At 71.0% G+C, this 24149-nt stretch carries 29 protein-coding genes and 1 tRNA gene; 24 read left to right on the top strand and 6 right to left on the bottom strand.

Going from position 1 to position 24149, the window contains the following annotated elements; genetic code table 11:
* Positions 1-20: 20 nt before the first annotated feature.
* The 3 genes from secG (at position 21) to AC2SGK_RS01610 (ending at position 3060) form a co-directional block, all read left to right on the top strand.
* Positions 21-671 (top strand): preprotein translocase subunit SecG, encoded by a 651-nt coding sequence (gene secG / locus AC2SGK_RS01620; protein ID WP_488321850.1) that lies wholly within the window; start codon positions 21-23, stop codon positions 669-671.
* Positions 672-817: 146 nt separating this feature from the next.
* On the top strand, positions 818-2461 hold the full coding sequence (gene pyrG / locus AC2SGK_RS01615) for a CTP synthase (protein ID WP_488321849.1): 1644 nt from the start codon (positions 818-820) through the stop codon (positions 2459-2461).
* Positions 2350-3060: an MrcB family domain-containing protein gene (locus AC2SGK_RS01610; RefSeq protein ID WP_488321848.1), complete on the top strand. Its 711-nt coding sequence runs from the start codon at positions 2350-2352 to the stop codon at positions 3058-3060. The genes pyrG and AC2SGK_RS01610 overlap by 112 nt, the downstream gene beginning before the upstream one ends.
* Positions 3061-3076: 16 nt before the next feature.
* On the opposite strand, the gene AC2SGK_RS01605 is transcribed toward AC2SGK_RS01610, so the two are convergent.
* On the bottom strand, positions 3077-3391 hold the full coding sequence (locus AC2SGK_RS01605) for a DUF1476 domain-containing protein (protein ID WP_488321847.1): 315 nt from the start codon (positions 3389-3391) through the stop codon (positions 3077-3079).
* A 129-nt stretch (positions 3392-3520) separates the two neighbouring features.
* Between AC2SGK_RS01605 and purC the strand changes: the two genes are divergently transcribed.
* The 7 genes from purC to AC2SGK_RS01570 all read left to right on the top strand — a co-directional run bounded on the left by purC (position 3521) and on the right by AC2SGK_RS01570 (position 9287).
* Positions 3521-4282, top strand: coding sequence for a phosphoribosylaminoimidazolesuccinocarboxamide synthase (purC, locus tag AC2SGK_RS01600; RefSeq protein ID WP_488321846.1), 762 nt, complete (start codon positions 3521-3523; stop codon positions 4280-4282).
* A gap of 14 nt (positions 4283-4296) precedes the next feature.
* Entirely contained in the window at positions 4297-4536 is a 240-nt protein-coding gene (gene purS, locus AC2SGK_RS01595; protein ID WP_488321845.1) for a phosphoribosylformylglycinamidine synthase subunit PurS, read from the top strand.
* 93 nt (positions 4537-4629) lie between these two features.
* Positions 4630-5439, top strand: coding sequence for an ABC transporter ATP-binding protein (locus AC2SGK_RS01590; protein ID WP_488321844.1), 810 nt, complete (start codon positions 4630-4632; stop codon positions 5437-5439).
* Between the two features lie 24 nt (positions 5440-5463).
* Positions 5464-6198 carry a transporter substrate-binding domain-containing protein gene (locus AC2SGK_RS01585; protein ID WP_488321843.1) on the top strand — a complete coding sequence of 245 codons (735 nt, stop codon included), beginning with the start codon at positions 5464-5466 and terminating at the stop codon, positions 6196-6198.
* A gap of 50 nt (positions 6199-6248) precedes the next feature.
* Positions 6249-7130 carry an ABC transporter permease gene (locus AC2SGK_RS01580; RefSeq protein ID WP_488321842.1) on the top strand — a complete coding sequence of 294 codons (882 nt, stop codon included), beginning with the start codon at positions 6249-6251 and terminating at the stop codon, positions 7128-7130.
* Positions 7127-7951 (top strand): ABC transporter permease, encoded by an 825-nt coding sequence (locus tag AC2SGK_RS01575; protein ID WP_488321841.1) that lies wholly within the window; start codon positions 7127-7129, stop codon positions 7949-7951. The genes AC2SGK_RS01580 and AC2SGK_RS01575 overlap by 4 nt, the downstream gene beginning before the upstream one ends.
* A 4-nt stretch (positions 7952-7955) precedes the next feature.
* Complete coding sequence (locus AC2SGK_RS01570; protein WP_488321840.1) at positions 7956-9287, top strand: glutamine synthetase family protein; 1332 nt, start codon at positions 7956-7958, stop codon at positions 9285-9287.
* 478 nt (positions 9288-9765) lie between these two features.
* Here AC2SGK_RS01570 and AC2SGK_RS01565 read toward each other — a convergent pair.
* The 4 genes from AC2SGK_RS01565 to AC2SGK_RS01550 form a co-directional block, all read right to left on the bottom strand.
* Positions 9766-9841, bottom strand: a tRNA-Thr gene (locus AC2SGK_RS01565).
* Positions 9842-9935: 94 nt separating this feature from the next.
* Positions 9936-11678 carry a heme biosynthesis HemY N-terminal domain-containing protein gene (locus AC2SGK_RS01560; RefSeq protein ID WP_488321839.1) on the bottom strand — a complete coding sequence of 581 codons (1743 nt, stop codon included), beginning with the start codon at positions 11676-11678 and terminating at the stop codon, positions 9936-9938.
* 10 nt (positions 11679-11688) lie between these two features.
* Positions 11689-12969 (bottom strand): COG4223 family protein, encoded by a 1281-nt coding sequence (locus tag AC2SGK_RS01555; protein ID WP_488321838.1) that lies wholly within the window; start codon positions 12967-12969, stop codon positions 11689-11691.
* A 112-nt stretch (positions 12970-13081) separates the two neighbouring features.
* Positions 13082-13744: a uroporphyrinogen-III synthase gene (locus tag AC2SGK_RS01550; protein WP_488321837.1), complete on the bottom strand. Its 663-nt coding sequence runs from the start codon at positions 13742-13744 to the stop codon at positions 13082-13084.
* Between the two features lie 66 nt (positions 13745-13810).
* Here AC2SGK_RS01550 and tsaD point away from each other — a divergent pair, with 66 nt between their 5' ends.
* The 10 genes from tsaD (at position 13811) to truA (ending at position 21139) form a co-directional block, all read left to right on the top strand.
* A complete protein-coding gene (gene tsaD, locus AC2SGK_RS01545) occupies positions 13811-14878 on the top strand; it encodes a tRNA (adenosine(37)-N6)-threonylcarbamoyltransferase complex transferase subunit TsaD (protein ID WP_488321836.1) in 1068 nt (355 codons plus the stop codon).
* Positions 14875-15813, top strand: coding sequence for an NAD(P)H-dependent glycerol-3-phosphate dehydrogenase (locus AC2SGK_RS01540; RefSeq protein WP_488321835.1), 939 nt, complete (start codon positions 14875-14877; stop codon positions 15811-15813). Before tsaD ends, AC2SGK_RS01540 begins: the two co-directional genes overlap by 4 nt.
* A complete protein-coding gene (locus AC2SGK_RS01535) occupies positions 15813-16085 on the top strand; it encodes a YciI family protein (protein WP_488321834.1) in 273 nt (90 codons plus the stop codon). Before AC2SGK_RS01540 ends, AC2SGK_RS01535 begins: the two co-directional genes overlap by 1 nt.
* Positions 16085-16504, top strand: coding sequence for an EVE domain-containing protein (locus AC2SGK_RS01530; protein WP_488321833.1), 420 nt, complete (start codon positions 16085-16087; stop codon positions 16502-16504). The genes AC2SGK_RS01535 and AC2SGK_RS01530 overlap by 1 nt, the downstream gene beginning before the upstream one ends.
* A gap of 225 nt (positions 16505-16729) precedes the next feature.
* A complete protein-coding gene (locus AC2SGK_RS01525) occupies positions 16730-16975 on the top strand; it encodes a DUF4170 domain-containing protein (protein WP_411838529.1) in 246 nt (81 codons plus the stop codon).
* Complete coding sequence (locus AC2SGK_RS01520; RefSeq protein WP_488321832.1) at positions 16975-18222, top strand: 3-deoxy-D-manno-octulosonic acid transferase; 1248 nt, start codon at positions 16975-16977, stop codon at positions 18220-18222. Before AC2SGK_RS01525 ends, AC2SGK_RS01520 begins: the two co-directional genes overlap by 1 nt.
* Positions 18219-19208 carry a tetraacyldisaccharide 4'-kinase gene (lpxK, locus tag AC2SGK_RS01515; protein WP_488321831.1) on the top strand — a complete coding sequence of 330 codons (990 nt, stop codon included), beginning with the start codon at positions 18219-18221 and terminating at the stop codon, positions 19206-19208. Before AC2SGK_RS01520 ends, lpxK begins: the two co-directional genes overlap by 4 nt.
* Before the next feature lie 34 nt (positions 19209-19242).
* Positions 19243-19365, top strand: a complete 123-nt coding sequence (locus tag AC2SGK_RS01510) for a hypothetical protein (protein ID WP_411838526.1) — start codon at positions 19243-19245, stop codon at positions 19363-19365.
* Between the two features lie 11 nt (positions 19366-19376).
* Entirely contained in the window at positions 19377-20348 is a 972-nt protein-coding gene (locus AC2SGK_RS01505) for a 5-bromo-4-chloroindolyl phosphate hydrolysis family protein (RefSeq protein ID WP_488321830.1), read from the top strand.
* On the top strand, positions 20348-21139 hold the full coding sequence (gene truA / locus AC2SGK_RS01500; RefSeq protein WP_488321829.1) for a tRNA pseudouridine(38-40) synthase TruA: 792 nt from the start codon (positions 20348-20350) through the stop codon (positions 21137-21139). Before AC2SGK_RS01505 ends, truA begins: the two co-directional genes overlap by 1 nt.
* Here truA and AC2SGK_RS01495 read toward each other — a convergent pair.
* Positions 21100-21783, bottom strand: coding sequence for a sugar transferase (locus AC2SGK_RS01495; RefSeq protein WP_488321893.1), 684 nt, complete (start codon positions 21781-21783; stop codon positions 21100-21102). The genes truA and AC2SGK_RS01495 overlap by 40 nt on opposite strands.
* Before the next feature lie 267 nt (positions 21784-22050).
* Between AC2SGK_RS01495 and AC2SGK_RS01490 the strand changes: the two genes are divergently transcribed.
* The 4 genes from AC2SGK_RS01490 (at position 22051) to AC2SGK_RS01475 (ending at position 24135) form a co-directional block, all read left to right on the top strand.
* Entirely contained in the window at positions 22051-22509 is a 459-nt protein-coding gene (locus AC2SGK_RS01490; RefSeq protein ID WP_488321828.1) for a universal stress protein, read from the top strand.
* Between the two features lie 63 nt (positions 22510-22572).
* Positions 22573-23136, top strand: coding sequence for a NifU family protein (locus AC2SGK_RS01485; protein ID WP_488321827.1), 564 nt, complete (start codon positions 22573-22575; stop codon positions 23134-23136).
* Positions 23129-23719 carry a tRNA (adenosine(37)-N6)-threonylcarbamoyltransferase complex dimerization subunit type 1 TsaB gene (gene tsaB, locus AC2SGK_RS01480; protein ID WP_488321826.1) on the top strand — a complete coding sequence of 197 codons (591 nt, stop codon included), beginning with the start codon at positions 23129-23131 and terminating at the stop codon, positions 23717-23719. The genes AC2SGK_RS01485 and tsaB overlap by 8 nt, the downstream gene beginning before the upstream one ends.
* The gene (locus AC2SGK_RS01475) at positions 23716-24135 is read left to right on the top strand and encodes a GNAT family N-acetyltransferase (RefSeq protein WP_488321825.1); all 420 of its coding nucleotides are present in this window, start codon (positions 23716-23718) and stop codon (positions 24133-24135) included. Before tsaB ends, AC2SGK_RS01475 begins: the two co-directional genes overlap by 4 nt.
* Positions 24136-24149 lie beyond the last annotated feature (14 nt).

The raw sequence follows: 24149 nt of genomic DNA, 5'->3' as shown, positions 1-24149 counted from the left end.
TGAATGAAAGGCCGAAAGCCGTGGAAAACGTCATCCTGACCGTCCATCTGATCCTGGCAGTATTGCTGGCCGGGGTCGTCCTGCTGCAGCGTTCCGAAGGGGGCGGGCTGGGCATGGGCGGCGGCGGCGGTGGCGGCGGCGTGATGTCGGGCCGCCAGGCGGCCAACATGCTGACGCGCGCGACCTGGATTCTGGGCACGGCGATCTTCGTGACCTCGATCGCGCTGACTATCCTGGCGGCGCGCGAGGCCAGCAACGGCTCGATCATGGACCAGTTCGGCGGCCAGGCCCCGGCCGAAGCCCCCGCCGGGGCGCCCGCCCTGCCGGGCATCGGCACCTATACCCCGCCGCCCGCGACCGGCGGCAACCCGCTGACCCCGCCCGCGCCGGACGCGGCCACCCCGGCCGCACCCGCGGCGGAAGCACCCGCGACGGAGGCCCCTTCGACCGAGGCCCCCGCAACCGCGCCGGCCGACGCGCTGACCCCGCCCGCCCCCGAGGCCGCGGCACCGGCAGCCGAGGCCCCCGCGACCACGGCCCCTGCCGCAGAGACCCCGGCGGAGACGCCCGCAACGGAGGCCCCGGCCGAAGCACCCGCCACGGAGGCCGCGCCCGCGCAGACGGACACGACGACGGACACGGCCCCGGCGGCACCCGCCCCGGCCAACTGATCAAGACACCATCACGGGGCGGTCGTAGGATCGCCCCGATCCACTTGCGGTCCGTTGCGACCACGGGGCGAATCGGGTATCTCGCCGGTCCCGTGGTCTGACCCATTCGGACGGGCCGAACCTGAACCGCACATCACGGGGGCCTCATGGCGCGTTACATCTTCATCACCGGCGGCGTCGTGTCGAGCCTTGGCAAGGGGCTGGCATCGGCGGCACTGGGGGCGCTGCTGCAGGCGCGGGGATTCACCGTCCGCCTGCGCAAGCTGGACCCCTACCTGAACGTCGATCCCGGCACGATGAGCCCCTTCGAGCATGGAGAGGTCTTCGTCACCGACGACGGCGCCGAGACCGACCTGGACCTGGGCCATTACGAACGCTTCACCGGCGTGGCCGCGCGCAAGACCGACAGCATCAGCAGCGGGCGCGTCTATTCCAACGTGCTGGAGAAGGAACGCCGGGGCGAATACCTGGGCAAGACCATCCAGGTCATCCCGCACGTCACCAACGAGATCAAGGACTTCCTGTCGATCGGCGATGACGAGGTCGACTTCATGCTGTGCGAGATCGGTGGTACGGTCGGCGACATCGAGGGCCTGCCCTTCTTCGAGGCGATCCGCCAGTTCATCCATGAGCGGCCGCGCGGCGAGTGCATCCTGATGCACCTGACGCTGCTGCCCTATCTGGCCGCCAGCGGCGAGCTGAAGACCAAGCCCACGCAGCACAGCGTCAAGGAGCTGCAGTCGATCGGCCTGGCGCCCGACGTTCTGGTCTGCCGGTCCGAGCACGCGATCCCCGAGAAGGAGCGCGCCAAGATCGCGCTGTTCTGCAACGTGCGTCCCGATGCGGTCATCCCGGCCTATGACCTCAAGACCATCTACGAGGCGCCCCTGGCCTATCACCGCGCGGGTCTGGACCGCGCCGTGCTGGACGCCTTCCAGATCAGCCCCGCGCCGCGCCCCGACCTGTCGCGGTGGGAGGACGTGATGGACCGGCTGGAGCATGCCGAGGGGCAGGTGAACATCGCCATCGTCGGCAAGTACACCCAGCTTGAGGACGCCTACAAATCCATCGCCGAGGCGCTGACCCATGGCGGCATGGCCAACAAGGTCCGCGTCAAGGCCGACTGGGTCGACAGCGAAAAGCTGGAGGGCGAGGGCGCGCATCTGCTGGACGGCTATCACGGCATCATCGTGCCGGGCGGCTTCGGCGAGCGCGGCACCGAGGGCATGGTCGCCGCCGCCCGCTATGCCCGCGAGAAGAAGGTGCCCTATCTGGGCATCTGCCTGGGGATGCAGATGGCCGTGATCGAGGCCGCGCGCAACCTGGCGGGCATGCCCGACGCGGGGTCCGAGGAGTTCGACCACGAGGCCGGGCAGACGCGCTTCACCCCGGTCGTCTATCACCTGAAGGAATGGGTGCAGGGCAACTATACCGTCAGCCGCAAGGTCGGCGACGACAAGGGCGGCACGATGCGCCTCGGCGCCTATACGGCCGTTCTGACCGAAGGCTCGCGCATCTCCGAGATCTACGGCGGCGCGACCGAGATCGAGGACCGCCACCGCCACCGCTACGAGGTCGACGCGACCTATCGCGAACAGCTGGAGGAGGCGGGCCTGCGCTTTTCGGGCATGTCGCCCGACGGCAAGCTGCCCGAGGTCGTGGAATATGCCGACCACCCGTGGTTCATCGGAGTGCAGTCCCACCCCGAGCTGAAGTCCAAGCCCTTCGAACCGGCGCCGCTGTTCGCGGGCTTCGTGCGCGCGGCCATGGAGGAAGGGCGGCTGGTCTGACCGCGCCCGACCCCTCTCCCGCCTCGCTGGACGCCGCGCTGTCGCTGACCGCGCGGCGTTATGCGTTCGAGCGTCGCCACACGGTCGCGGGCAGCGCCTTCGCGGCCTTCTTCCGGCGCGACGTGGCGGCGATGGCGCGGGCCGCGGTCGCCGCGCGCCCCGAGACGCTGATGGTGCGCGCCAGCACCGGCGCGCCGGGCTGGGCCGCCGTCCCCTGGGTCGCGTGGTTCGCGCCGCAGGTCACCCGCAGCATGCGCCACGGCCTCTATGTCGCGGGTTTCGTCGATCCGCTGACGGAACGGGTGGTGCTGTCGCTGCAGCACGGGGCGGCGGATGCGCTGCGCGACCTGGGCCCCGAGGCCGGGCGCGCCGCGCTGCGCGCGCGGGCGGCGGACACACGGGCGGCCTTGGGCGATGCGGTCGGAGCGGGGCTGATGCCCGGCCCCTGCCCGCTGGCGCCGCCGGGCGATCTGCCGCAGGGCTATCGCGCGGGGTCGGTGCTGTGGCGCGACTGGCCCGCGGGGACGCCGGACCCCGCGGGGTTCGGCGCGGTTCTGACGCGGCTGCTGGACCTCTATCGCTTGGCGGTCGCCGGGTGATTCGCGGCCCGGGCGGTCAGTCCTCCTCGGCGACCTGGCGGCGGGCCTCGTCCATCAGGCGGGCCATCTGGGCGCGGATCGTGGCGGCGTCGGCGACGCCCTCCAGGTCGGCCTCCAGTTTGCGGAAGACATCCTCCTCGCCGGGTTCCTCGAAATCGGCGCTGACCACGCTCATCGCATAGGCGCGGGCGTCGTCGCCTTCATGGCCCAGCTGTCCGGCCGCCCATTCGCCCAGCAGGCGGTTGCGCCGGGCCTCGGCGCGAAAGCGCAGATCGGCGTCATGGGCGAACTTGGTCTCGAAGGCGCGCTCTCGGTCGTCGAAGGTGGACATGGGACACTCCTGTCTGCTCCTGCCCGAAGATAGGGCGGCGTCCCCCGGCCCCGCAAGGCTCGTATTGCCCCCGACAGGCAATCCGGGGTAAGCCGCACCTTCAGGGACATGCGAAAGGACGGTGGGCCCATGGCACCGCGGCGCAAGAAGATTTACGAAGGCAAGGCCAAGATCCTCTACGAGGGCACGGAACCCGGCACGCTGATCCAGTACTTCAAGGATGACGCGACCGCCTTCAACGCGCAGAAGCGCGCCACCATCGAAGGCAAGGGCGTGCTGAACAACCGCCTGTCCGAGTTCTTCATGAACGGGCTGACGAACATCGGCGTCCCGAACCACTTCATCCGCCGCATCAACATGCGCGAGCAGCTGATCCGCCAGGTCGAGATCATCCCGCTGGAGGTGATCGTGCGGAACTTCGCCGCCGGGTCGCTCTCCAAGCGCCTCGGGCTGGAGGAGGGCGCGGCCCTGCCCCGCCCCATCGTCGAGTACAGCTACAAGAACGACGAGCTGGGCGATCCGATGGTGTCAGAGGAATACATCATCGCCTTCGGTTGGGCGACGCAGCAGGACCTGGACGACATCGTCAGCCTGGCGCTGCGCGTGAACGACTTCCTGTCAGGGGTGTTCTACGGCGCGGGCATCAAGCTGATCGATTTCAAGATCGAGATCGGCCGGGTCTGGGACAACGACTTCATGCGCCTGATTGTCGCCGACGAGATCAGCCCCGACAGCTGCCGGCTGTGGGACGTCAAGACCGGCCAGAAGCTGGACAAGGACGTGTTCCGCCGCGATCTGGGCAACCTGACCGACGCCTATACCGAGGTGGCGCGCAGGCTGGGCCTGATGCCCGCGAACACCACCAGCCTGAAACCGACCGCGATCAACTGAGAAGGAACGCCGCCATGAAGGCACGTGTCACCATCATGCTGAAGGACGGCGTCCTGGACCCCCAGGGCGAGGCGATCCGCCATGCCCTGGGGGGCCTGGGCCACAAGGACGTCGCGGGCGTCCGCCAGGGCAAGCTGATCGAGCTGGACCTGACCGGCACCGACCCCGAGGCCGCCCGCGCCGAGGTGGCCCGCATGTGCGAGGGCCTGTTGGCCAACACCGTGATCGAGAAATACTCGATCGAGATTGCCTGAGAGTCGGGCTGACGCCGCGGCAGCCTGCCCTTATGGGCAGGTTGTCCCCTGCACCCCGTTGCAAAACGCGCGCGTTTGACGCCCAATGTGCGGATGATGACCCAGAACCAGCCCCCCCGGACCGCCGACGCGCCTGACGAACCGGTCATCGCGATCAGAGGCCTGCACAAGTCCTATGGCCCGCTGGAGGTGCTGAAGGGTGTCTCCATGACCGCGCCGCGCGGCCATGTGATCAGCCTGATCGGATCGTCCGGGTCGGGCAAGTCCACGCTTCTGCGCTGCTGCAACCTGCTGGAGAACAGCCAGGCCGGCGAGATCCTGTTCGAGGGCGAACCCGTCCGCTGGAAGGGCCAGGGGCAGAACCGCCAGCCCGCCGACCGCGCCCAGGTCACGCGCATGCGCACCAACCTGTCGATGGTGTTCCAGCAGTTCAACCTGTGGGCCCACATGACGATCCTGCAGAACGTGATGGAGGCCCCGGTCACCGTGCTGGGCGAGGACCGCGCCGCCGTCGAGGCCCGCGCCCGCGCCCTGCTGGCCAAGGTCGGCATCGGCGACAAGGCCGACGCCTGGCCCGCCCAGCTGTCGGGCGGCCAGCAGCAGCGCGCCGCCATCGCGCGCGCACTGTGCATGCAGCCCAAGGCGCTTCTGTTCGACGAACCCACCAGCGCGCTGGACCCCGAGCTGCAGCAGGAGGTGGTGAAGGTCATCAAGGATCTGGCCGGAGAGCATCGCACGATGATCCTGGTCACCCATGACATGCGGCTGGCCGCCGATGTCAGCGATCACGTCGTGTTCCTGCATCAGGGCGTGATCTGCGAGGAAGGCCCGCCGGACCGGCTGTTCGGGAACCCGCAGACCGAGCGTCTGCGCGGCTTCCTGTCCGCGACCATGGCGACATAAGAAACCAACAGGAGAGACCCCCGAATGAAATCCCTGACGATCGCCGCGGCTGCGCTGGCTCTGACCGCGGGCCTGGCCCAGGCCCAGACCATCCGCATGGGCACCGAGGGCGCCTATGCGCCCTACAACTTCATCGACGACGCCACCGGCGAGGTCACCGGCTTCGAGATCGAGCTGGGCAACGAGCTGTGCAAGCGCGCCGAGCTGGACTGCACCTGGGTGCGCAACGATTGGGATTCGATCATCCCGAACCTGGTCTCGTCGAACTACGACACGATCATGGCCGGCATGAACATCAACGAGGAGCGCAAGGCGGTCATCGCCTTCACCCAGCCCTACACCCCGCCGACGCCCTCGGCCTATGCGGCGCTGGCGGCTGACGTCGATGTCGAGGGCGGCATCGTCGCGGCCCAGACCAGCACCATCCAGGCCGGCTATGTCGCCGAGAGCGGCGCGACGCTGATCGAGTTCCCGAACCCCGACCAGGCCGTCGCCGCCGTCCGTAACGGCGAGGCCGACGCGATCCTGGCCGACCGCGACTTCCTGGCGCCCATCGTCGAGGAATCCGGCGGAGAGTTGGTCTGGGTCGAGGGCAAGGACCAGATCGCCCTGGGCGAGGGCATCGGCATGGGCCTGCGCCAGTCCGACACCGAGCTGCTGGAGAAGTTCGACGCGCAGATCACCGCGATGAAGGAGGACGGCAGCCTGAACGCGATGATCACCAAGTGGTTCGGCGACGACGCGCTGCTGTTCGAATGATCTGACCCGCCGCCGCGGCCCCGTGCCGCGGCGGCCCTTCGGGACGTCCCATGTTCGCATATTGCTCCGATCCGTCCCTGCTGCAGGGGCTTGCCTGGCTGTCGTGCTACCTGACCTCGGGCACACATCTGCTGTTCTATGCCAGCTTCGGAACGGTGCTGCTGCTTCTGGCGATCACCGCGCCCATCGCGCTGCTGTTCGGCTTTGGCGGCGCCATGGCCAGCCGCTCGCGCATCGCGCCGTTGCGCTGGTTCGGGGGGATCTACACCTCGATGGTGCGGGGCGTGCCGGACATCATCTTCTTTCTCTTCGTGCCGATCGCGCTGGACCAGGGCTTCGAATGGCTCCGCCATCAGGTCCTGTGCGACAGCAACGCGCCCGTACGCCAGGGCAACGACTTCGTCGTCTGCGCCGCGGCCAAGCTGCCGCTGAACGACGCGGCGCCTTGGGTGCATGACGTCTATGGCATCTTCCTGGCGGTCATCGCCTTCTCCATCGTCTTCGGCGCCTTTGCCGCCAACGTGCTGTCGGGCGCCATGGCGGCCGTGCCCCGCGCCCAGCTGGAGACGGCCGAGGCCTACGGCATGTCGCCCGCCCAGGTGAACCGCCGCGTGCTGATCCCGCAGATGTGGACCTATGCCCTGCCGGGCCTGTCGAACCTATGGATGATCCTGATCAAGGCCACGCCGCTCCTGTTCCTGCTGGGGGTCGAGGACATCGTCTACTGGGCGCGCGAGCTGGGCGGCTCCAAGACCAGCGCCTTCAGCTATCCGCATCCCGACTGGCGGCTGTACTACTTCTTGGGCATCCTGGTGTTCTATCTGGGCATGACCTGGATCTCGGAACGCGTGCTGGGCCGCGTCACGCGGCGGCTGTCGCGCGGGCAGGCGACGCTTGGCGGCGAGGCCCTGCGCAAGGGAGCCCCGGCATGAGCTGCATGGAGACCATCCAGGCCTATGCCCTGCGCTCGATCGGCTATGGCGAGCGGCTGCTGCCGCGCGAGGGCTATGACCTGTGCCAGCAGGCGGTCCTGATCGGCTCGGGGCTGATCTGGAACGTCTATTTCGCGGTGCTGGCGCTGTCGGTGGGCTTCTTCATCGCGACGGGCGTGGCCTTGGCCAAGGCCAGCGGCAACCCGTGGCTGCGCAGGCCGGCCGATGCCTTCATCTTCGTCTTCCGGGGCAGCCCCCTCTTCATCCAGTTCTTCATCGCCTACGAGGCGCTGGTCCTGCTGCCCCGCGCGGGCGTCGAGGTCATGGGCATCACCGTCCAGACCAGCTGGCTGACGCGGGCCTGGGCGGGGGCGCTGATCGTGCTGATCCTGAACACCGCCGCCTACAGCGCGCAGATCTTTCACGGCGCGCTGATGTCCGTCCCCCGGGGCGAGGTCGAGGCCGCCGACGCCTACGGCCTGACGGGCTGGAAGCGCTTCCGGCGCGTCGTCTGGCCGACCATGCTGCGCCTGGCCTGGCCCAGCTACACGAACGAGGCGATCTTCCTGTTCCATGCCACGACGCTGGTCTATTTCTCGGGTTTTCCGGCCTTCCAGCAGAAGGGCGACGCGCTCTACTACGCCAGCTACTTCGCGGACCGGACCTTCAACCCCTTCGTGGCCTATCCCATTGCCGCCGCTTACTTCATCGCCGCCACCTTGGCTTTGATCTGGCTCTTCGGCAGGGTGAACCGGCGGCTGAACCGGCACCTGCCCGGCGCGGCCTCCCGCGTCCGATACCGTCCCCAGCTGATGAGATGATCCCATGGAATGGCTGCGCGAACACCCCGAGGTCAAGACGATCCGCGTGGCGGCAGCCGACCTGAACGGGGTCGCACGCGGCAAGCGCATTCCCGCACGATACGCCGGCAAGCTGCTGGAGGAGGGGACCAAGTTTCCCTATTCCGTGCTGAACCTGGACATCTGGGGCGAGGACGTCGAGGACAGCCCGCTGGTCTTCGAATCGGGCGATCCGGACGGGCTGCTGCTGCCGACCGAGCGGGGCTTTCTGCCCATGCCTTGGCTGGACGCGCCCACCGGCCTGCTGCCGCTGTGGATGTTCCATCCCGACGGCCGCCCATACGAGGGCGATCCGCGCCAGGCGCTGGCGCGCGTCGCCGACCGCTACAAGGCCGCGGGCCTGACCCCCGTGGTCGCGACCGAGCTGGAATTCTTTCTGATCGACGACAGCGGCAAGACCCTGCGCGTGCCGCCCAGCCCGCGTTCGGGCAAGCGCCGGACCGGCGGCGAGGTCCTGTCGCTGCGCGCGCTGGACGCGTTCGACCAGTTCTTCACCACGCTTTACGACGCCTGCGAATCGATGGACATCCCGGCCGACACCGCCATCTCCGAGGCGGGGCCGGGCCAATTCGAGATCAACCTGATGCATCAGGCCGATCCGCTGAAGGCCGCCGACGACACCTGGCTCTTCAAAATGCTGGTCAAGGGCATCGCCCGGACCTACGGCTTCGCGGCCAGCTTCATGGCCAAGCCCTACGAGACCTTCTCGGGCAACGGGATGCACATGCATTTCTCAATCCTGGACCGGTCGGGGCGCAACATCTTCGACAATGGCGGCGAGGAGGGCACCGAGGCGCTGCGCCATGCCGTGGCGGGCTGCCTGCGCGCCATGCCCGGCTCGACGCTGCTGTTCGCCCCGCACGAGAACAGCTATGATCGGCTGGTGCCCAATGCGCATGCGCCGACCGGCATCGGTTGGGCCTACGAGAACCGCACCGCAGCCATCCGCATCCCTTCCTCCGGCCCCAAGGCCCGGCGGATCGAGCATCGCGTGGCCGGCGGCGACGTGAACCCCTACCTGACCATCGCGGCCATCCTGGGCGCCGCGCTGAACGGGCTGGAGGAGAAGCTGGTCGCGCCCGAGCCGTTCAAGGGCAACGCCTATGACAAGAAGCTGGCCCAGCTGCCCGGAGACTGGGGTGCGGCCATCGAGGCCTTCGACCGCTGCCCCGACATCCGCCGCATCCTGCCCGCGCATCTGGTGGACAACTACCTGATGACCAAACGCCAGGAGCTGCACTACATGGCCGAACTCTCCGATGAGGAGACGGTGGAGCTGTATCTGGATACGGTCTGATCCTGCAGACCGCCGGAACGCTGCGCGGGGCGCGCGTGACCTTAGCCGCAAGTCGCGGAGGCGGCGACTTCGTGACGCCCCGCGGTTTGTGATGGGCGTCAAGGCTAGGCCCTCCAAGGGACGTCGCTGCTAGGGTCATTCGTGACCTGCCGGGCCATGCGTCTGGTCAGCGCGTCATCGCGCCGGACCACCGTCCGGACACGGACCGCGCGCGGCTCGGGGTCGTCGGTTGACTGATGCCTGCCCGTGGTCCGCGTTGACGGCACTGATATAGCGTCAAAACAGCTTGCTGATCATGAAGACTGCCAGCGAGCCAGTGTCGCCGCGACCTGCGGGCGCGCACGACAACGTGCTTGAGGGCGCAGACCCGCATTCGTCGCCCATACCATTTATCGGTCGTCCCTCACCCACCAGACCACCGCTCATCAGCCGAAACGCGAAAGGCCGCCCCGGAAGGGCGGCCTTTCGGCGATGATCGTGGTGCCGCTGAAGGGACTCGAACCCCCGACCCCATCATTACGAATGACGTGCTCTACCAGCTGAGCTACAGCGGCCTCCGACGATGTCGGGCGGATAGCACCTTCCCGGCGTCGGGGAAAGGGGGGCCGCGCGATTTTTTCGCGCTGCCCCCCGTGGGTGCAGGGCCTGTCACCGGCGGGGCGGCGTCTCGGTCCAGTCGCCAGCGTCGGCAGGCTCGACATCGGGGCGCACCATCACCGGCTCGGAGTCCGTCGCCCGGTCAGGGGTCACCGCGGGCTCGGGATCGGCCGGGACCACCTGCGGCGCGGGTTCCGCGACGGGCGCCAGAGCGGGTTCGGGCGTGGTCACGGTCGAGGACGGCTCGTCGATGACGCGATAATCGCTCTCGCGCGGGACCATGCCGGGGGCCACGGCGGCCATCTCGACCCGGCGGGCGGGCGCGGCGGCCTTGGGCTCCTCTGGTTCGGCGGGTCCCGGCGGGTGCGGCTGCACGGGCGAGGTCAAATCCGGCGCCTCCGCCTCGGGCTGTCGCGGCGTGCCGATCAGCAGGGGCAGCATCTCGGCTCCGGTGGCGGTGCTGGCGCTGCGCCGGGTCTCGGGCTCGCGCCAGGTCAGCGTGTCAAAGCCGCCGCAGCTGTCGCAGACCGGTGCCCAGTCCGCCATCACGTTGTGGCACTTGTCGCAGCACCATTGCGGCCCGCGCGAGGCCGACAAGGCCCGCGTCAGCCAGCCGCGCACGACGCTGTCATCGGCCCCCTCGCCCCGCTCGACCGCTGCCATGATCGACAGGGTACGGACGGTGGGATGGGTCTCGGCCAGATCGCCCAAGGCACGCCGCGCGCCGGGGAAGTCCTCGGCGACCAGCAGCAATTCCGCCTTCAGCAGGCGCGATTCGCGATGCTCGGGGTTCTTGCGGATCAGCGCGTCGAAGCGGCGGAGGCGGGCGGCCGGCGTCTCGTCCGGGACGATCTCGGCATAGGCCGCGGCCAGATCGGGGTGGGGCTGCACCGACCAGGTCTTCTCCAGGATCCGCGAAGCGTTGCGGAAGTCCTTCTGCGCGACATAGCTGCGCGCGGCCAGCACCGCCGCCGGAACCAGATCCGGAGAAGCCTTGGCCGCCGAGATCGCCGCTTCGCGCGCGCTGATGGAGCTGCCCGCAGCCAGCACGTCGCTGGCCTCCTGGAGGGCCAAGACCGCGTCGCGGCGCAGCGCGACATCCTTGGGTAGGTCGCCCTGCGCACGCTTGTCCTTCAGGGTTTGGCGGGCGCCCTTCCAGTCATGCTCGCGCGTCTGCAGCTCCAGCAGCGTGTCCTGCAGCTCCTTGTGGCGCGGTTTCAGCGCATAGGCCTTCTGCGCCAGCAGCAGCGCCTTTTGCGTGTCGCCCTCGGCCAGCTTCTGGCGCATCAGACCGCGGATGCCGACGAAGCGCGTGCGGTCGTCGTCCAGCAGGCTGCGATAGATGTCGCCCGCGCGGGCAGTATCGCCCGACACCTCGGCGGCCTGGGCGGCCAGCAGATTGGTCAGGTGCGGACGGTTGAGGTATTTCGCGGCCTTCACGGCCTTGTCCTGCGCCAGCTTGCCCTCGCCTGACGCGACGGCCAGCATTCCCTCGCCAAAGGCGGCATAACCCTTGCGCTCGCGCGAGCGGGCGAAGTGGCGGTTGATGGCGGTTTCGTCGCCCACCAGAAAGCGCAGCACCGCGATGGCCAGGCCCAGCAGCTTGAAGATCACCCAGGCCGCGACCATCAGCACCAGCAGCGCGATCAGCGCCTTGAGCGGCGAGAGCGCATATTCCATCCCGCCATATTCCAGGCGCAGCACCTGACCGGTTTCCGACAGCTGCACCGCGCCCAGGGCCAGCGCCAGGACGACCGCGAAGAAGAACAGGATTTTCAGCAGAGACAACAGCATCCGGCGGCCCTCAATTCGTGCCCGAGGACAGGTCGGTCAGCGCCGCCCGTGCCTGGGAATAGGCGGTTGCGCGCGACAGCCAGTCGGCCATGGCGGGGGCCTCGGCCGCGGCGGGCGGCAGGGCCGACAGCTGCTCCAGCGCCGCCTCGACGCGGCCCGCGGCCATGTCGGCATCGGCGCGCGACAGGACCGCATCGGCATCGTCGCCCTCGCGCGGCTCGACCGAGCGTGCGCCGGTCTGAGCGCGCAGGAAGTTCGTCAGCAGGTTCCCCTCGCCGCTGGCGCTGGACTCGCGCAGGGTGGCGCGCAGCGCGCCGCGCGCGGCCTCGGGGAAATCGGCCTGCAGCTCGGTCAGGCTGGGGACCTGCGCCTGGAGCGCCTCGGGCGTCTCCAGCCCGGCACCCTCCAGCGTCTCGCGCGCCTGATCGGGGGTCACGCCCGCATCCAGCGCGCCCTGCAGTGTGGCGACAGCGGCCACGGCCTCGGCGCGGCGCGTGCTTTCGGCGGCTGCGTCCTGCAAGGACTGGGCCTGAGCCTGCACCTCGGCCAATTGCGCCTGCGCATCGGCGACGCTGGCCTCGATCTGCTGCTGCAGCGTCTGGACGGCCTGCGGATCAAGGCCCGGACGCGATTCCAACTGATCCAGCCGCTGCTGCAGCGCTGTCAGCGCATCGGTATCGGTCGTCCCGCCACCCGCCTCCAGTGCCGCCAGACGCTGTTCAAGATCGGCCGGCAGACCGGCGCCCGGCGCGTCAGTGGGCTGGTTGGCCAAGACCTCCTCGGCCGCGGCGCGGCCCGCATCGCGGGCGGCGTCCAGCGCGGCCTGCGGATCGGCAGGCGCCTCGGATGCGGGTGCGGCGGGCAGCCAGCCCGCGGGCAGGTGCGGCAGGGCATAGATGGTCGCGGCGGCACCCAGACCGGCGGCGACCACGCCCCCGAACGCCACCGGCCAGAAGCCGGTGCGGCGCACCGTCACCGGCGCAGCGGAAACCGGCGCGGCAGGCGGCGGAGGCGACTGACGCTCGACCTTCGGCATGGCCGATTCGGAGGGCGGGATTGGGGGCGTGGTCGGGGTCGCCACGCGCTTCGGCTCGGCTGCGGGCAGGCCGTCGGTGCCGTCGCCGACCAGCCCCGAGCGGTCGGCGGTCACCTCGCCGGGCTGTCCGGCCTGGGCGGGCTGTCCGGCACCGACGGGCACATGGGCCACGACGCCCACGTGGGCGGGGATGCGCCGGATGTCGGGGGTGGCCGGCTTGTCCGTCCCGGAATTGTCTTTCTGTCCTGTCGTCACGTCCTGTCCCCGTCTCGTGCCCGTCTTGTCCTGCGGCTGCGCCGCCGATGCCGCCCCTGCGGGCGCAGACGGCAGCCTAATCAGCGCAGGCCGAACGCTCAACCCGCCGTCGTCAGCTTTGTTCCGCCGCCAGCATCCGACGAATCGCCGCATCCATGGCCTGCCCCGAGGGCGCACCGGCAATCACCCGCCGCTCTGCCGGCGCGGTCCAGGCGGCATCGGCCGCGGCGCTGATCGCGACCAGCCGGATCGGCGCCCGCGCCCCCTGCGCCATCACCGACAGAAGCCGCGACGATCGCGGCGAATAAACCGGCACCACCAGCGCCCGCGCGCCCATCAGCGCCGCCCTCGCCCGGGGCGTCAGGGCCAGCGGCTGCTGGTCATAGACCACCATTCCGGGCGCCGGAAGCCGCTGCGCCAGATGCCGACCGTGCGGATGGATCAGCGGCACGCCGCTGGCCGCGATCAGCGGCGCGAGGCTGTCGGCGGTGCCCTGCCCGACGGTCACCGCAAAGCCCGCCTGACGGGCGGCCTCGGCGGTGCGCTCTCCGACGCAGATCGCGGGGCGGCCGCGTCCCGGCCCCGCAGCAGCCACCGCCTGCGCGGAGGTGAAGACCAGCCCCGGCGCCCGCGCAAGCGCGGCCCCGTCATGCGCGACCGGCACGATGCGCAGGACCGGCGCGATGATCGCCTCGGCCCCGATCCGCGCCGCGACGGACCGCGATTCCGCCTCGGGGCGGGTCAGCAGCAGCAGCGGGCGGGGCGCGGGCGGCATTGGCATCCTGTCGGGCGGGTGTTACGCCCCTGTGGGTACGCGTCCCCCCTGATCCGGGCAAGAGCCATGACCGAGACGATCTTTCTGGGCATCGAGAGCAGCTGCGACGACACCGCCGCCGCCGTCGTCACGGGCGACCGCCGCATCCTGTCCAGCGTGGTCAGCGCGCAGTCCGACCTGCACGCCGATTTCGGCGGCGTGGTCCCCGAGATCGCGGCCCGCGCCCATGCCGAACGGCTGGACCTGGTCGTCGAAGAGGCGCTGCGCGAGGCGGGGCTGGACCTTGACGCGCTGACCGGCATCGCGGTCACCGCCGGGCCGGGGCTGATCGGCGGGGTGATGGCCGGGGTGATGTGCGCCAAGGGCATCGCCGCGGGCACCGGCCTGCCGCTGGTGGGGGTGAACCATCTGGCGGGGCATGCGCTGACCCCGCGCCTGACCGACGGGGTGGGCTTTCCCTATCTGATGCTGCTGGTCTCGGGCGGGCATTGCCAGTTCCTGCGCGTGGACGGGCCGGACGCCTTCACCCGGCTTGGCGGCACCATCGACGACGCCCCCGGAGAGGCCTTCGACAAGGTCGCGAAACTGCTGGCCCTGCCCCAGCCCGGCGGCCCGCATGTGGAGGCCGAGGCCGCGGGCGGCGACCCGGCCCGCATCCCCCTGCCCCGCCCGCTGCTGGACCGGCCCGGCTGCGACATGAGCTTTTCGGGGCTGAAGACGGCGGTGCTGCGCGCCCGCGACGCGCTGATCGCGGATCACGGCGGGCTGCGCGCGGCCGACCGGCGCGACCTCTGCGCGGCCTTCCAGCGGGCCGTGGCCGAGGTGCTGGCCGAAAAGACCCGCCGCGCGCTGGCCCTGTCGCCCGTCCCGGTCATCGCGGTCGCCGGGGGCGTCGCCGCCAACGGACCGATCCGGGCGGCGCTGGAGCAGGTCGCGGAGGAGGCCGGGGCGCGCTTCCTGGCCCCGCCCCTGCGGCTTTGCACCGACAATGGCGCGATGATCGCATGGGCCGGGATCGAGCGGTTCCGCATGGGCCATCGCGACGACATGACCCTGTCGGCGCGGCCCCGCTGGCCGCTGGATCAGGCTGCTGCGCCGATGCTGGGCAGCGGCAAGCGGGGGGCCAAGGCATGATCGCGGTCCTCGGCGCGGGCGCCTTCGGCACGGCGCTGGCGGTGGCGCTGACCGCCAACGGGCCGGTGACGCTCTGGGGGCGGCAGATCGGCTGGTTGGGCGAGAACCCGCGCCTGCCCGGCGTGCGCCTGCCCGATGGGGTGACCGTCACCGACGACCTCCCGGCCGCGCTGGCCTGCGACACGATCCTGCTGGCGCTGCCCGCGCAGGCCATGGGGGCGTTCCTGGCCGAACAGGGGGCGCATCTGTCGGGGCGGGCGCTGGTCAGCACGGCCAAGGGCATCGACCTCAACCGGCTGACCGGCCCCTCGGCGCTGATCGCGGTGCATGTTCCGCAGGCCCGCATCGCGGTGCTGACCGGGCCGTCCTTCGCCGCCGACATCGCGCGCGGCCTGCCCACCGCGCTGACCCTGGCCGCGACGGACGCCACCCTGGGCGCGGCGCTTCAGGCGCGGCTGTCGACCCCGGTGCTGCGGCTTTACTGGACGACCGACGTGGCGGGAGCGGAGCTGGGCGGGGCGCTGAAGAACGTCATCGCCATCGCGGCGGGCGTGGTCATCGGCGCAGGCCTGGGCGACAGCGCGCGCGCCGCGATCATCACCCGCGGCTTCGCCGAGATGACGCGCCTAGCCACCCATCTGGGCGCGCGCCCCGAGACGCTGACCGGCCTGTCGGGCCTGGGCGATCTGGTGCTGACCTGCACCTCGGACGGCTCGCGCAACTTCCGCTTCGGCCGGGCGATCGGCGCGGCCGCGCCCTGGGACGACGCCATCACGGTCGAAGGGGCGGCGACGGCCCGCGCGCTGGACCGGCTGGCGCTGCGCGACGGGCTGGACCTGCCCATCGCGCGGATGGTCGCGCGGCTTGCCGAAGGGGCGGTTTCGGTGGAAAAGGCCATGGACGCCCTGCTGGCCCGACCCCTGAAGGAGGAATGATGCCGCTTTTCGCCGTGATCTGCCGGGACAATCCCGGCGCCCTGCAGACCCGCCTGGACACCCGCGAGGCGCATCTGGCCCATATCCGCGACAGCGGCATCGTCGCCATGGCCGGCCCCCTGATCGAGGCGGGCGAGATGCGCGGATCCCTGGTCATCCTGGACTGCGCCGACCTGGGCGCCGCCGAGGCCTGGGCCGGGGCCGACCCCTATCGCGCGGCGGGCCTGTTCCGCGACGTGCAGGTCACCGAATGGAAGAAGGTGATCGGCTGATGGCATATTGGCTGTTCAAGTCCGAGCCCGACGTCTTTGGCTGGGACGACCTGGTGGCCAGGGGCGAGGCCGGCGAGGAGTGGGACGGGGTGCGCAACTATCAGGCGCGCAACAACATGCGCGCCATGAAGGTCGGCGATCTGGGCCTGTTCTATCACTCCAACATCGGCAAGGAGGCCGTGGGCATCTGCGAGGTCATCGCGCCCGCCCATCCCGACAGCACCGCGGCCGATCCGAAATGGGAATGCGTCGATCTGCGCGCGGTCCGCAAGCTGCCGCGCGCGGTCACGCTGGAGGAGGCCAAGGCCGAGCCCCGGTTGAAGGACATGGCGCTGGTCACCAACACGCGCCTGTCGGTGCAGCCGGTCACCGAGGCCGAATGGGCGGTGATGATGGAGCTGTCGGGCGATCGCGGCTGAGGCGCGGCCCGACCGCACGCCGGACCTGCCAGCCTGGCGTGCGGCCTGCTGCGGGCACACCCCGTCCCGCGATGGTTCCGGGCTTCTGCCCTCGGGGGTCAGGATAACCCCGCGACGCGCCGCCCGGCAAAGCCCGAACGCCCGCAATTTTAACGAAATCGCCTTCAACCCGGACGCGGCACGCGCTAGGGTCCGGGCCGATTGAAACGCCCCTCAGGAGGTCCCATGAGCCAGCGTCTGCATCTCGTCTTCGGCGGCGAGCTGGTCGATCCGTCCAGCACCAAGTTCCGCGACACAAAGGCCATCCACATGGTCGGGATCTTCCCCGATTACGCCAGCGCCTTCCAGGCCTGGAAGGCCGAGGCGCAGCGCACCGTGGACAGCGCCCATACCCGCTACTTCATCGCGCATCTGCACCGCCTGCGCGACGAGGAACGCGAGGTCAGCCCGACCGAGGAACTGGGCGGCTGATGAGCCCGGCCCAAGCCAGCGGCGCAGACGACGGCCCTGCGGCCGTGGCGCCGCCGCCGCCGGGCCGGTCCGGCGGCTCGGGGCTGGGCCGTCTGGCGCTGTGGCTGCATCTGCGCCGCAGCGCCTCCCATGACGTGGCGCTGCCCCTGCTGCCCGCGGGCAGCGGTCCCGTCATCGTGATCCATGTCTCGCCCGATGCGGCCCGGGCCGAGCCGCAGATCCTGCGCAGCCTGTCGCGCGCCCGTCCGACGGCCCGCATGCTGCGGCTGACCCCCGCCGATCTGGGCCGCGACCCGGTCCTGGTCGCGCAGCTGCTGGAGCGTGCGCATCCGCGCGCCGTGCTGCTGCTGGGGGGCGATCTGCCCCCGGCGCTGATCGCCGCCGCCTCGGCCCGCGACATCCCGCTGATCTTGGCGGAGGCGCGCCTCTCGCCCGCCGATCTCGCCTGGGGCATGCGGGCCGGCCTGCGCTGCCACCTGCTGTCGCTGCTCGACCAGGTGCTGCTGTCGGACGCGGCCAGCCTTGCCGTCGCGCGGCGCATGGGCCTGGCGCCGGGGCGGTTGGCCATGACCGGCCCCGTCTCCGAGATCCGCGAGCCGCTGCGATGTTCCGAGACCGAGCGCGCCTCCATGGCGCAGCAGCTGAACGGCCGCCACGCCTGGTTCGCCGCCAGCCTGCCGCAATCCGAGGAGGCCGCGGTCCTGGCCGCCCATCAGGCCGCGCTGCGCCGGTCGCACCGGGCGCTGCTGATCCTGGCGCCGCGCGACCCGGCGCGCATCGATGGCCTCGCGCGCGACATCGAGGCCCAGGGACTGACCGTCGCCCGCCGCAGTGAGGACGAGGATTTCGGCGACGAGATCCAGGTCCTGCTGACCGACGGCCCGACCGAGATGGGCCTGTGGTACCGCCTGGCGCCCGTCAGCTTCATGGGCGGCACCCTGTCCGGAGAGGCCGACGCGATGCGCCACCCGTTCGAACCCGCGGCCCTCGGCTCGGCCATCGTGCACGGCCCCCGACACGGCCCCTTCGAGACCGAATGGCGTCAGCTGACGGGCGCCCAGGCCGCGCGCCTGGTCCGCAGCCCCGAGGACATGGCCCAGGCCATCACCGAACTGACCCAGCCCGAATCCATCGCCACCCTGGCCAGCAACGCCTGGACGGTCAGCACCGGCGGGGCCGACGTGGCCATCGGCATCGCCGAACGCGTCGCGGCCGCGATGGACGCGCGCGCAAAGGCCCCCGCATGACCCGCGCCCCCGCCTTCTGGTTCCGGACACCGCCAATGCTGCGCGCGCGCGTGCTGGCGCCGCTTGGCGCGGCCTATGCGCGGGCGACGGCGCGGCGGCTGGCCGCGGGTCCGCGCGAGCGCGTGGGCGTGCCGGTGATCTGCGTCGGCAACCTGAACGCGGGCGGCACCGGCAAGACGCCCACGGTGATCCATCTGATGACGGTGCTGGCCGCGCGGGGCGTGGCCGCGCATGTCGTCTCCAAGGGCTATGGCGGCAGCGCCACCGGCCCCCTGCGCGTCGAGGAGCGGACCCATGACGCCGCCCTGACCGGGGACGAGCCGCTGCTGATGGCGGCCTTCGGCCCGGTCTGGGTCGCGCGCGACCGCGTGGCGGGTGCCCGCGCGGCGGTGGCGGCCGGGGCGCAGGCGGTCATCCTGGACGACGGGTTCCAGGACCCCGCCCTGGCCCATGACCTGGGCGTGGTGGTGGTGGATGCGGCCAAGGGCTTCGGCAACGGGCTGTGCATCCCTGCCGGACCGCTGCGCGAGCCGGTGGCCACCGGGCTGGCGCGGGCCGACCTGCTGCTGTCGATCGGGCCGGATGCGGCGCAGGCCGCCTTCACCGCCCCGCCCGGCGCGCCCCCGCATCTGCGCGGCAGGCTGGCGCCCCTGCAGACGGGCATCGACTGGCGCGGGCACCGGGTGCTGGCCTTTGCGGGGATCGGCCACCCCGAGAAGTTCTTCGCCACCCTGCGCGATCTGGGCGCCGAGGTGCTGCGCGCCGAGGGGCTGGACGACCATCAGCCCTTCACCCCCGCCCTGCTGACGCGCCTGGAGACCGAGGCCCGGCTGCTGGGCGCGCAGCTGGTCACCACCGAGAAGGACGCGGCCCGCCTGCCGCGCGGCTTCCGCCCCAAGGTCATGGCCCTGCCGGTGCGCCTGGCGCTGCGCGACGACGCGCCGCTGACCGCCGCGCTGGACCGGCTGTTCCCCCGCCCGGCCTGAGGGGGCGCGATCGCGGTTTGAAATCCGCGCTCGGATGCCGATATATGCGGGAACGACCCGCGAAAGGATCTTCATGTCCCGCAATGCCCAGGCCCGGCTGAGCTTCTATCTGCTGCTGATGCTGACGCTCTATGCGTCGCTGGCCGGCGCGGGCTGAGGGGGCACGCCATGTCGCAGCGTTTCGGCGGGCGCTTTTCGCCCATGCCGGCGGAGGCCGATCCCCTGCCGCCCACCCCGCGCCACCCCCATGAGGGACGGCCGAAATGGATCACCCTGGCCGCGACGCCTTTCCTGCTGGGCGCGTTCTTTCAGGGCGCCACCGGCATGGTCACCGACCTTGCGGCCTTCGGTCTGGTGGCTAGCGGCATGTGGATGACCCGCGAGGGGCTGGTGGCGCAGGCGACCTATCAGGCGCGGCGCATCGCCCGCCGCCCGGCCATCCCGCGCAAGCTGTTCGGCGGCGTCATGGCGGGCCTTGGTCTGGGTCTGGGCGCCGCCGAGCCGGGGGTCTGGGCCGAGGCGGGGCTGATCGGTGCGGCGGGACTGGCGCTGCACCAGATCGCCTTCGGGCTGGACCCGTGGCGCGACAAGCGCCCCGAGGGCGTGGACGATTTCCAGCAGTCCCGCGCCGACCGCATGATCGAGGAGGCCGAGGCGCATCTGCAGGCCATGGCCCAGGCCATCGCCCCCCTGGGCGACCGCCGCCTGTCCGCACGGATCGCGATGTTCGACGCCAGCGTGCGCCAGCTGTTCGACCGGGTGCGCGACAATCCTGCCGGTCTGGCCTCGGCGCGGCGCTATCTGGGCGTCTACCTGATGGGCGCGCGCGACGCGACGGCGCGGTTCGCGGAACTTCACGCGCGGCGGCGCGATGCCGCGGTCCGGGCCGATTTCGAGACGTTCCTGGACGATCTGGAAAAAGATTTCATCGCGCGCGCCGACCGGCTGCTGGAGGGCGACCGCCAGGCGCTGGACATCGAGATGGCGGTGCTGCGCGACCGGCTGGCCCGCGAGGGGCTGACCGGGGCGGCGACCCGCATCGACCCCGCCGAACGCCCCGCGCTGGAAAGCCGCGAGGCGCAGACGCTGGACGAGCTGCTGCGCGCGCCCTTTCCCGGCCAGCGGACGCCGCGCGACTGATGCCGCGCTTTGCCCTGCAGATCGAGTATGACGGCGCGCCGTTCGCCGGCTGGCAGTCGCAGGCCGACCAGCCCAGTGTGCAGGGCGCGGTCGAGGCGGCGCTGGCGCGGCTGGACCCGGGCTTTGCCGCCGGCGCGCGCATCGCGGCGGCCGGGCGCACCGATGCCGGGGTGCATGCGACGGGCCAGGTCGCCCATGCCGACCTGGAACGCGATTGGGACCCGTTCCGCCTGTCCGAGGCGCTGAACTGGCACCTGAAGCCCGCGCCCGTCGCGATCCTTCAGGCCGCACGGGTGCCGGACGATTTCCACGCCCGGTTCTCGGCCATGGAGCGGCGCTATCTGTTCCGGCTGGTGGCGCGCCGCGCGCCCATGACCCATGGGCAGGGCCAGGTCTGGCAGGTGCAGAACCCGCTGGACATCGACGCCATGCGGGCGGGGGCAGCGCATCTGGTCGGGCATCACGACTTCACCACCTTCCGGTCGTCGATCTGCCAGGCGAAGAGCCCGGTGAAGTCGCTGGACGAGATCCGGATCGAGGCCGTGGCGATCCCGCAGGGCACGGAGTACCGGTTCCACCTGCGCGCGCGGTCCTTCCTGCACAATCAGGTGCGCAGCATCGTCGGCACGCTGGAGCGGGTGGGCGCAGGGGCGTGGGCGCCGGACCGGGTGGGACAGGCGCTGGCGGCGCGGGACCGGGCGGCCTGCGGGCCGGTCTGTCCGCCGCAGGGCCTCTATCTGACGGGGGTGGGTTACCCGCGCGACCCCTTCGACGGGCCGACGGGCAGGTAGTTGCTGCCCCGCCGCCTCCGGCGCGGGCGTTCGTCGCGGCGCGACACCACGATCTTGACCGTGTTCCACAGGATCCACAGGTCCAGCCGCAGGCTGCGGTGGCGCTGATAGATCAGGTCGATCTTCAGCTTGGCCGGCAGGCAGCGGCGGTAATAGGCCCGCTCGGTCGCCTCGGCCGACTTGCAGCGGGCCAGAATGCGGTCCTCGTGGCGGTGATAGATCAGCGTGGCAAGGCCGGTGACGCCGGGCCGCGAATGCAGGACCTGGCCATAGACGGCGGGGAACCGCTCGACATATTCGCGCAGCGGCGGCCGGGGTCCGACAAAGCTCATGTCGCCGCGCAGGATGTTGAACAGCTGCGGCAGCTCGTCGATGCGGGACCGGCGCAGGAAGCGGCCGATCGGGGTGATGCGCCAGGCCTTGTGCGCGCCGGTCGCCCCGAAATCGTCCTCCTCGCACAGCATGGTGCGGAACTTCCACTGGGTGAAGGGCTGGTTCGGGCCGCGCATGCGGTGGGCGGCATAGAGCAGCGGGCGCCCCTGCAGGATCAGCAGCAGGACCGCGACCGTGGCCATCACCAAAGACAGCGGAATCAGCAGCATCAGGGCAAAGCCGATGTCGAAGGCGCGCTTGGACGGCGGCATGGGGTTCACGCCGGGCGCGCGCGCCTCGCCCATGAACCACGCCATGCGCGGCGCGGTCAGCGGGCCCAGCTGCGCGGCATCCGTCTTTTCCCAGTCATGGTGGATCGTCACGACACCGTCCGCATTGCACACTCCGGGCCTCAGCCTCGCTGCGGCTAGCACAACGCGCAACCCTTTGGAACAGCGCTGGCGCTTTCTTGCGCATTCGCTTGCGCGGGCATGGCACATCGGCCACTGTTCCGGGGAAACAACCACGGGTGCCGGGTCATGCGGAAATTTCTGGTGCTGCTGGACGACAGCCGGGAATGCCTGAACGCCATGCGCTTTGCCGCGATGCGCGCGGCCAAGTCCGACGGCGCCTCGGTCGTCATCCTGTCGGTCATCCCGGCCGAGGAGATCCAGCACGGCTTCGGCGTGGCCGACGTGATGCGCGCCGAGGCGCGCGAGCGGATCGAGGCGCATTTCGAGGTCTTTGCCAAATGGATGCGCTCGCGCCCCGGCGTCGATCCCGTCCTGGTGATCCGCGAAGGCGACACGGCCGAGGAGCTTCTGGCGCAGATCACCGAGGATGGCGAGATCGGCGTGGTCGTGCTGGGCCTGGCCTCCGACAAGGGCAGCGCGAACCCGGTCCTGACCCGGCTGATGCGCGATCCGACCGCCCTGCCCTGCGCGATCACGCTGGTGCCGGGCGATCTCTCCAAGGAGCGGCTGGAGGCGATCACCTGAGCGGTCCGCCGGGTTGACCCAAGGCCGCCGGATCGCCATATCAGGCCTCAAAGGAGCGCCCCCATGTTCATCCAGACCGAGACGACGCCGAACCCCGCTACGCTGAAATTCCTGCCCGGAGAGACCGTGCTGGGCAGCGGCACGGCCGATTTCCCCACCTCCGAGACCGGGGCCGCATCGCCCCTGGCGCGGCGCATCTTCGCCGTGGACGGGGTGACCGGCGTGTTCCTGGGCCGCGACTTCGTGACCGTGACCAAGGCCGACCAGGTGCCGTGGGATCACCTGAAGCCGTCGGTGCTGGGCGCGATCATGGAGCATTTCCAGTCGGGCGCCCCGGCCATCGAGGGCGCGGCGGCGGACACCGGCGGCCATGTCGCCCATGAGGCGGGCCCGGACGCCGAGATCGTGGTGCAGATCAAGGAGCTGCTGGACACGCGCGTGCGCCCCGCCGTCGCGCAGGATGGCGGCGACATCACCTTCCACGGCTTTGACCGCGGCATCGTCTATCTGCACATGCAGGGGGCCTGCGCGGGCTGCCCGTCCTCGACCCTGACGTTGAAGATGGGGATCGAGAACCTGCTGCGCCACTACATCCCCGAAGTGGTCGAGGTCAGGCCCGTTGCCTGACCGGATCATCCTGGGTTTCGACACATCGGCCGCGCATTGCGCGGCCGCTTTGCTGCGCGGCGATGCGGTTCTGGCGGCGGTCCATGAGGACATGGCCAAGGGGCAGGCCGAGCGGCTGATGCCCCTGCTGGAGAAGATCCTGGCGGGGGCGGGCCTGGGCTGGCGCGACCTGGACGCGATCGGGGTCGGCACGGGGCCGGGCAACTTCACCGGCATCCGCGTGGCAGTGGCGGCGGCGCGCGGTCTGGCCCTGTCCCTGGGCATCCCCGCCATCGGGGTCGGGGCGCCCGAGGCGCTGGCCTGGGGCCTGCCGCGGCCCTGCCGGGTGGTGATCACGGGCCGGGGCGACATGGTTATCTGGCAGGACTTTGCCGAGGGCGCGGAGAGCCGGCCGCAGCAGGCCGCGGCCGGCGCGCTGCCGCCCGGCCCCGCGCAGGCTGCGCCTGCGGTCGGCATCGCCTTGGGCGTGACGCGCCTGGCCGCGGCCCGCGCCCATCTGCCGCAGCCGCGACCCACGCCGGTCTATCTGCGCCCCGCCGACGCGGCACCGGCCCGCGATGCGTCGCCGGTGATCCTGGCGTGACGCCCGAGGATCTCGCCGCGCTGCATGCGCGGTGCTTCGACACACCCCGCCCGTGGTCGGCCCATGAATTCGCCAGCCTTCTGGAGGGGCGCGGCACCTTCCTGCTGAAGGCGCCGCACGGCTTCCTGATGGGGCGCGCCATCGCCGGCGAGGCCGAGCTGCTGACCGTGGCCGTGGACCCGCAGGCGCGACGGGCGGGCACGGGCCGTGCGCTGGTTGCCGCATTCGCGGGCAGAGCGGCGGCGATGGGGGCCGAGGAGGCCTTTCTGGAGGTCGCGCATGACAACCTTGCGGCACGGCGGCTGTATCTGGCGACGGGATGGCTGTTAGCGGGCGTGCGGCGGCGATATTACGGGCCAGCGACGGACGCGATCGTGATGCGTCTGACGCTGCGTGCGACCCAAGAAGGCGGTTGACCGGACCCCGTGCG

Source organism: Paracoccus sp. NIOT.M2S5SZ12, from assembly GCF_057748165.1.
This window is presented reverse-complemented; position numbering and strand designations above follow the sequence as displayed.

Excerpts from the sequence above, each read along its gene's own strand:
- pyrG (WP_488321849.1), top strand. The coding sequence starts at position 818 with ATGGCGCGTTACATCTTCATCACCGGCGGCGTCGTGTCGAGCCTTGGC.
- AC2SGK_RS01605 (WP_488321847.1), bottom strand. The coding sequence starts at position 3,391 with ATGTCCACCTTCGACGACCGAGAGCGCGCCTTCGAGACCAAGTTCGCC.
- purC (WP_488321846.1), top strand. The coding sequence starts at position 3,521 with ATGGCACCGCGGCGCAAGAAGATTTACGAAGGCAAGGCCAAGATCCTC.
- purS (WP_488321845.1), top strand. The coding sequence starts at position 4,297 with ATGAAGGCACGTGTCACCATCATGCTGAAGGACGGCGTCCTGGACCCC.
- AC2SGK_RS01590 (WP_488321844.1), top strand. The coding sequence starts at position 4,630 with ATGATGACCCAGAACCAGCCCCCCCGGACCGCCGACGCGCCTGACGAA.
- AC2SGK_RS01585 (WP_488321843.1), top strand. The coding sequence starts at position 5,464 with ATGAAATCCCTGACGATCGCCGCGGCTGCGCTGGCTCTGACCGCGGGC.
- AC2SGK_RS01580 (WP_488321842.1), top strand. The coding sequence starts at position 6,249 with ATGTTCGCATATTGCTCCGATCCGTCCCTGCTGCAGGGGCTTGCCTGG.
- AC2SGK_RS01575 (WP_488321841.1), top strand. The coding sequence starts at position 7,127 with ATGAGCTGCATGGAGACCATCCAGGCCTATGCCCTGCGCTCGATCGGC.
- AC2SGK_RS01570 (WP_488321840.1), top strand. The coding sequence starts at position 7,956 with ATGGAATGGCTGCGCGAACACCCCGAGGTCAAGACGATCCGCGTGGCG.
- AC2SGK_RS01560 (WP_488321839.1), bottom strand. The coding sequence starts at position 11,678 with ATGCTGTTGTCTCTGCTGAAAATCCTGTTCTTCTTCGCGGTCGTCCTG.
- AC2SGK_RS01550 (WP_488321837.1), bottom strand. The coding sequence starts at position 13,744 with ATGCCGCCCGCGCCCCGCCCGCTGCTGCTGCTGACCCGCCCCGAGGCG.
- tsaD (WP_488321836.1), top strand. The coding sequence starts at position 13,811 with ATGACCGAGACGATCTTTCTGGGCATCGAGAGCAGCTGCGACGACACC.
- AC2SGK_RS01540 (WP_488321835.1), top strand. The coding sequence starts at position 14,875 with ATGATCGCGGTCCTCGGCGCGGGCGCCTTCGGCACGGCGCTGGCGGTG.
- AC2SGK_RS01535 (WP_488321834.1), top strand. The coding sequence starts at position 15,813 with ATGCCGCTTTTCGCCGTGATCTGCCGGGACAATCCCGGCGCCCTGCAG.
- AC2SGK_RS01530 (WP_488321833.1), top strand. The coding sequence starts at position 16,085 with ATGGCATATTGGCTGTTCAAGTCCGAGCCCGACGTCTTTGGCTGGGAC.
- AC2SGK_RS01525 (WP_411838529.1), top strand. The coding sequence starts at position 16,730 with ATGAGCCAGCGTCTGCATCTCGTCTTCGGCGGCGAGCTGGTCGATCCG.
- AC2SGK_RS01520 (WP_488321832.1), top strand. The coding sequence starts at position 16,975 with ATGAGCCCGGCCCAAGCCAGCGGCGCAGACGACGGCCCTGCGGCCGTG.
- lpxK (WP_488321831.1), top strand. The coding sequence starts at position 18,219 with ATGACCCGCGCCCCCGCCTTCTGGTTCCGGACACCGCCAATGCTGCGC.
- AC2SGK_RS01510 (WP_411838526.1), top strand. The coding sequence starts at position 19,243 with ATGCCGATATATGCGGGAACGACCCGCGAAAGGATCTTCATGTCCCGC.
- AC2SGK_RS01505 (WP_488321830.1), top strand. The coding sequence starts at position 19,377 with ATGTCGCAGCGTTTCGGCGGGCGCTTTTCGCCCATGCCGGCGGAGGCC.
- truA (WP_488321829.1), top strand. The coding sequence starts at position 20,348 with ATGCCGCGCTTTGCCCTGCAGATCGAGTATGACGGCGCGCCGTTCGCC.
- AC2SGK_RS01495 (WP_488321893.1), bottom strand. The coding sequence starts at position 21,783 with ATGCCGCCGTCCAAGCGCGCCTTCGACATCGGCTTTGCCCTGATGCTG.
- AC2SGK_RS01490 (WP_488321828.1), top strand. The coding sequence starts at position 22,051 with ATGCGGAAATTTCTGGTGCTGCTGGACGACAGCCGGGAATGCCTGAAC.
- AC2SGK_RS01485 (WP_488321827.1), top strand. The coding sequence starts at position 22,573 with ATGTTCATCCAGACCGAGACGACGCCGAACCCCGCTACGCTGAAATTC.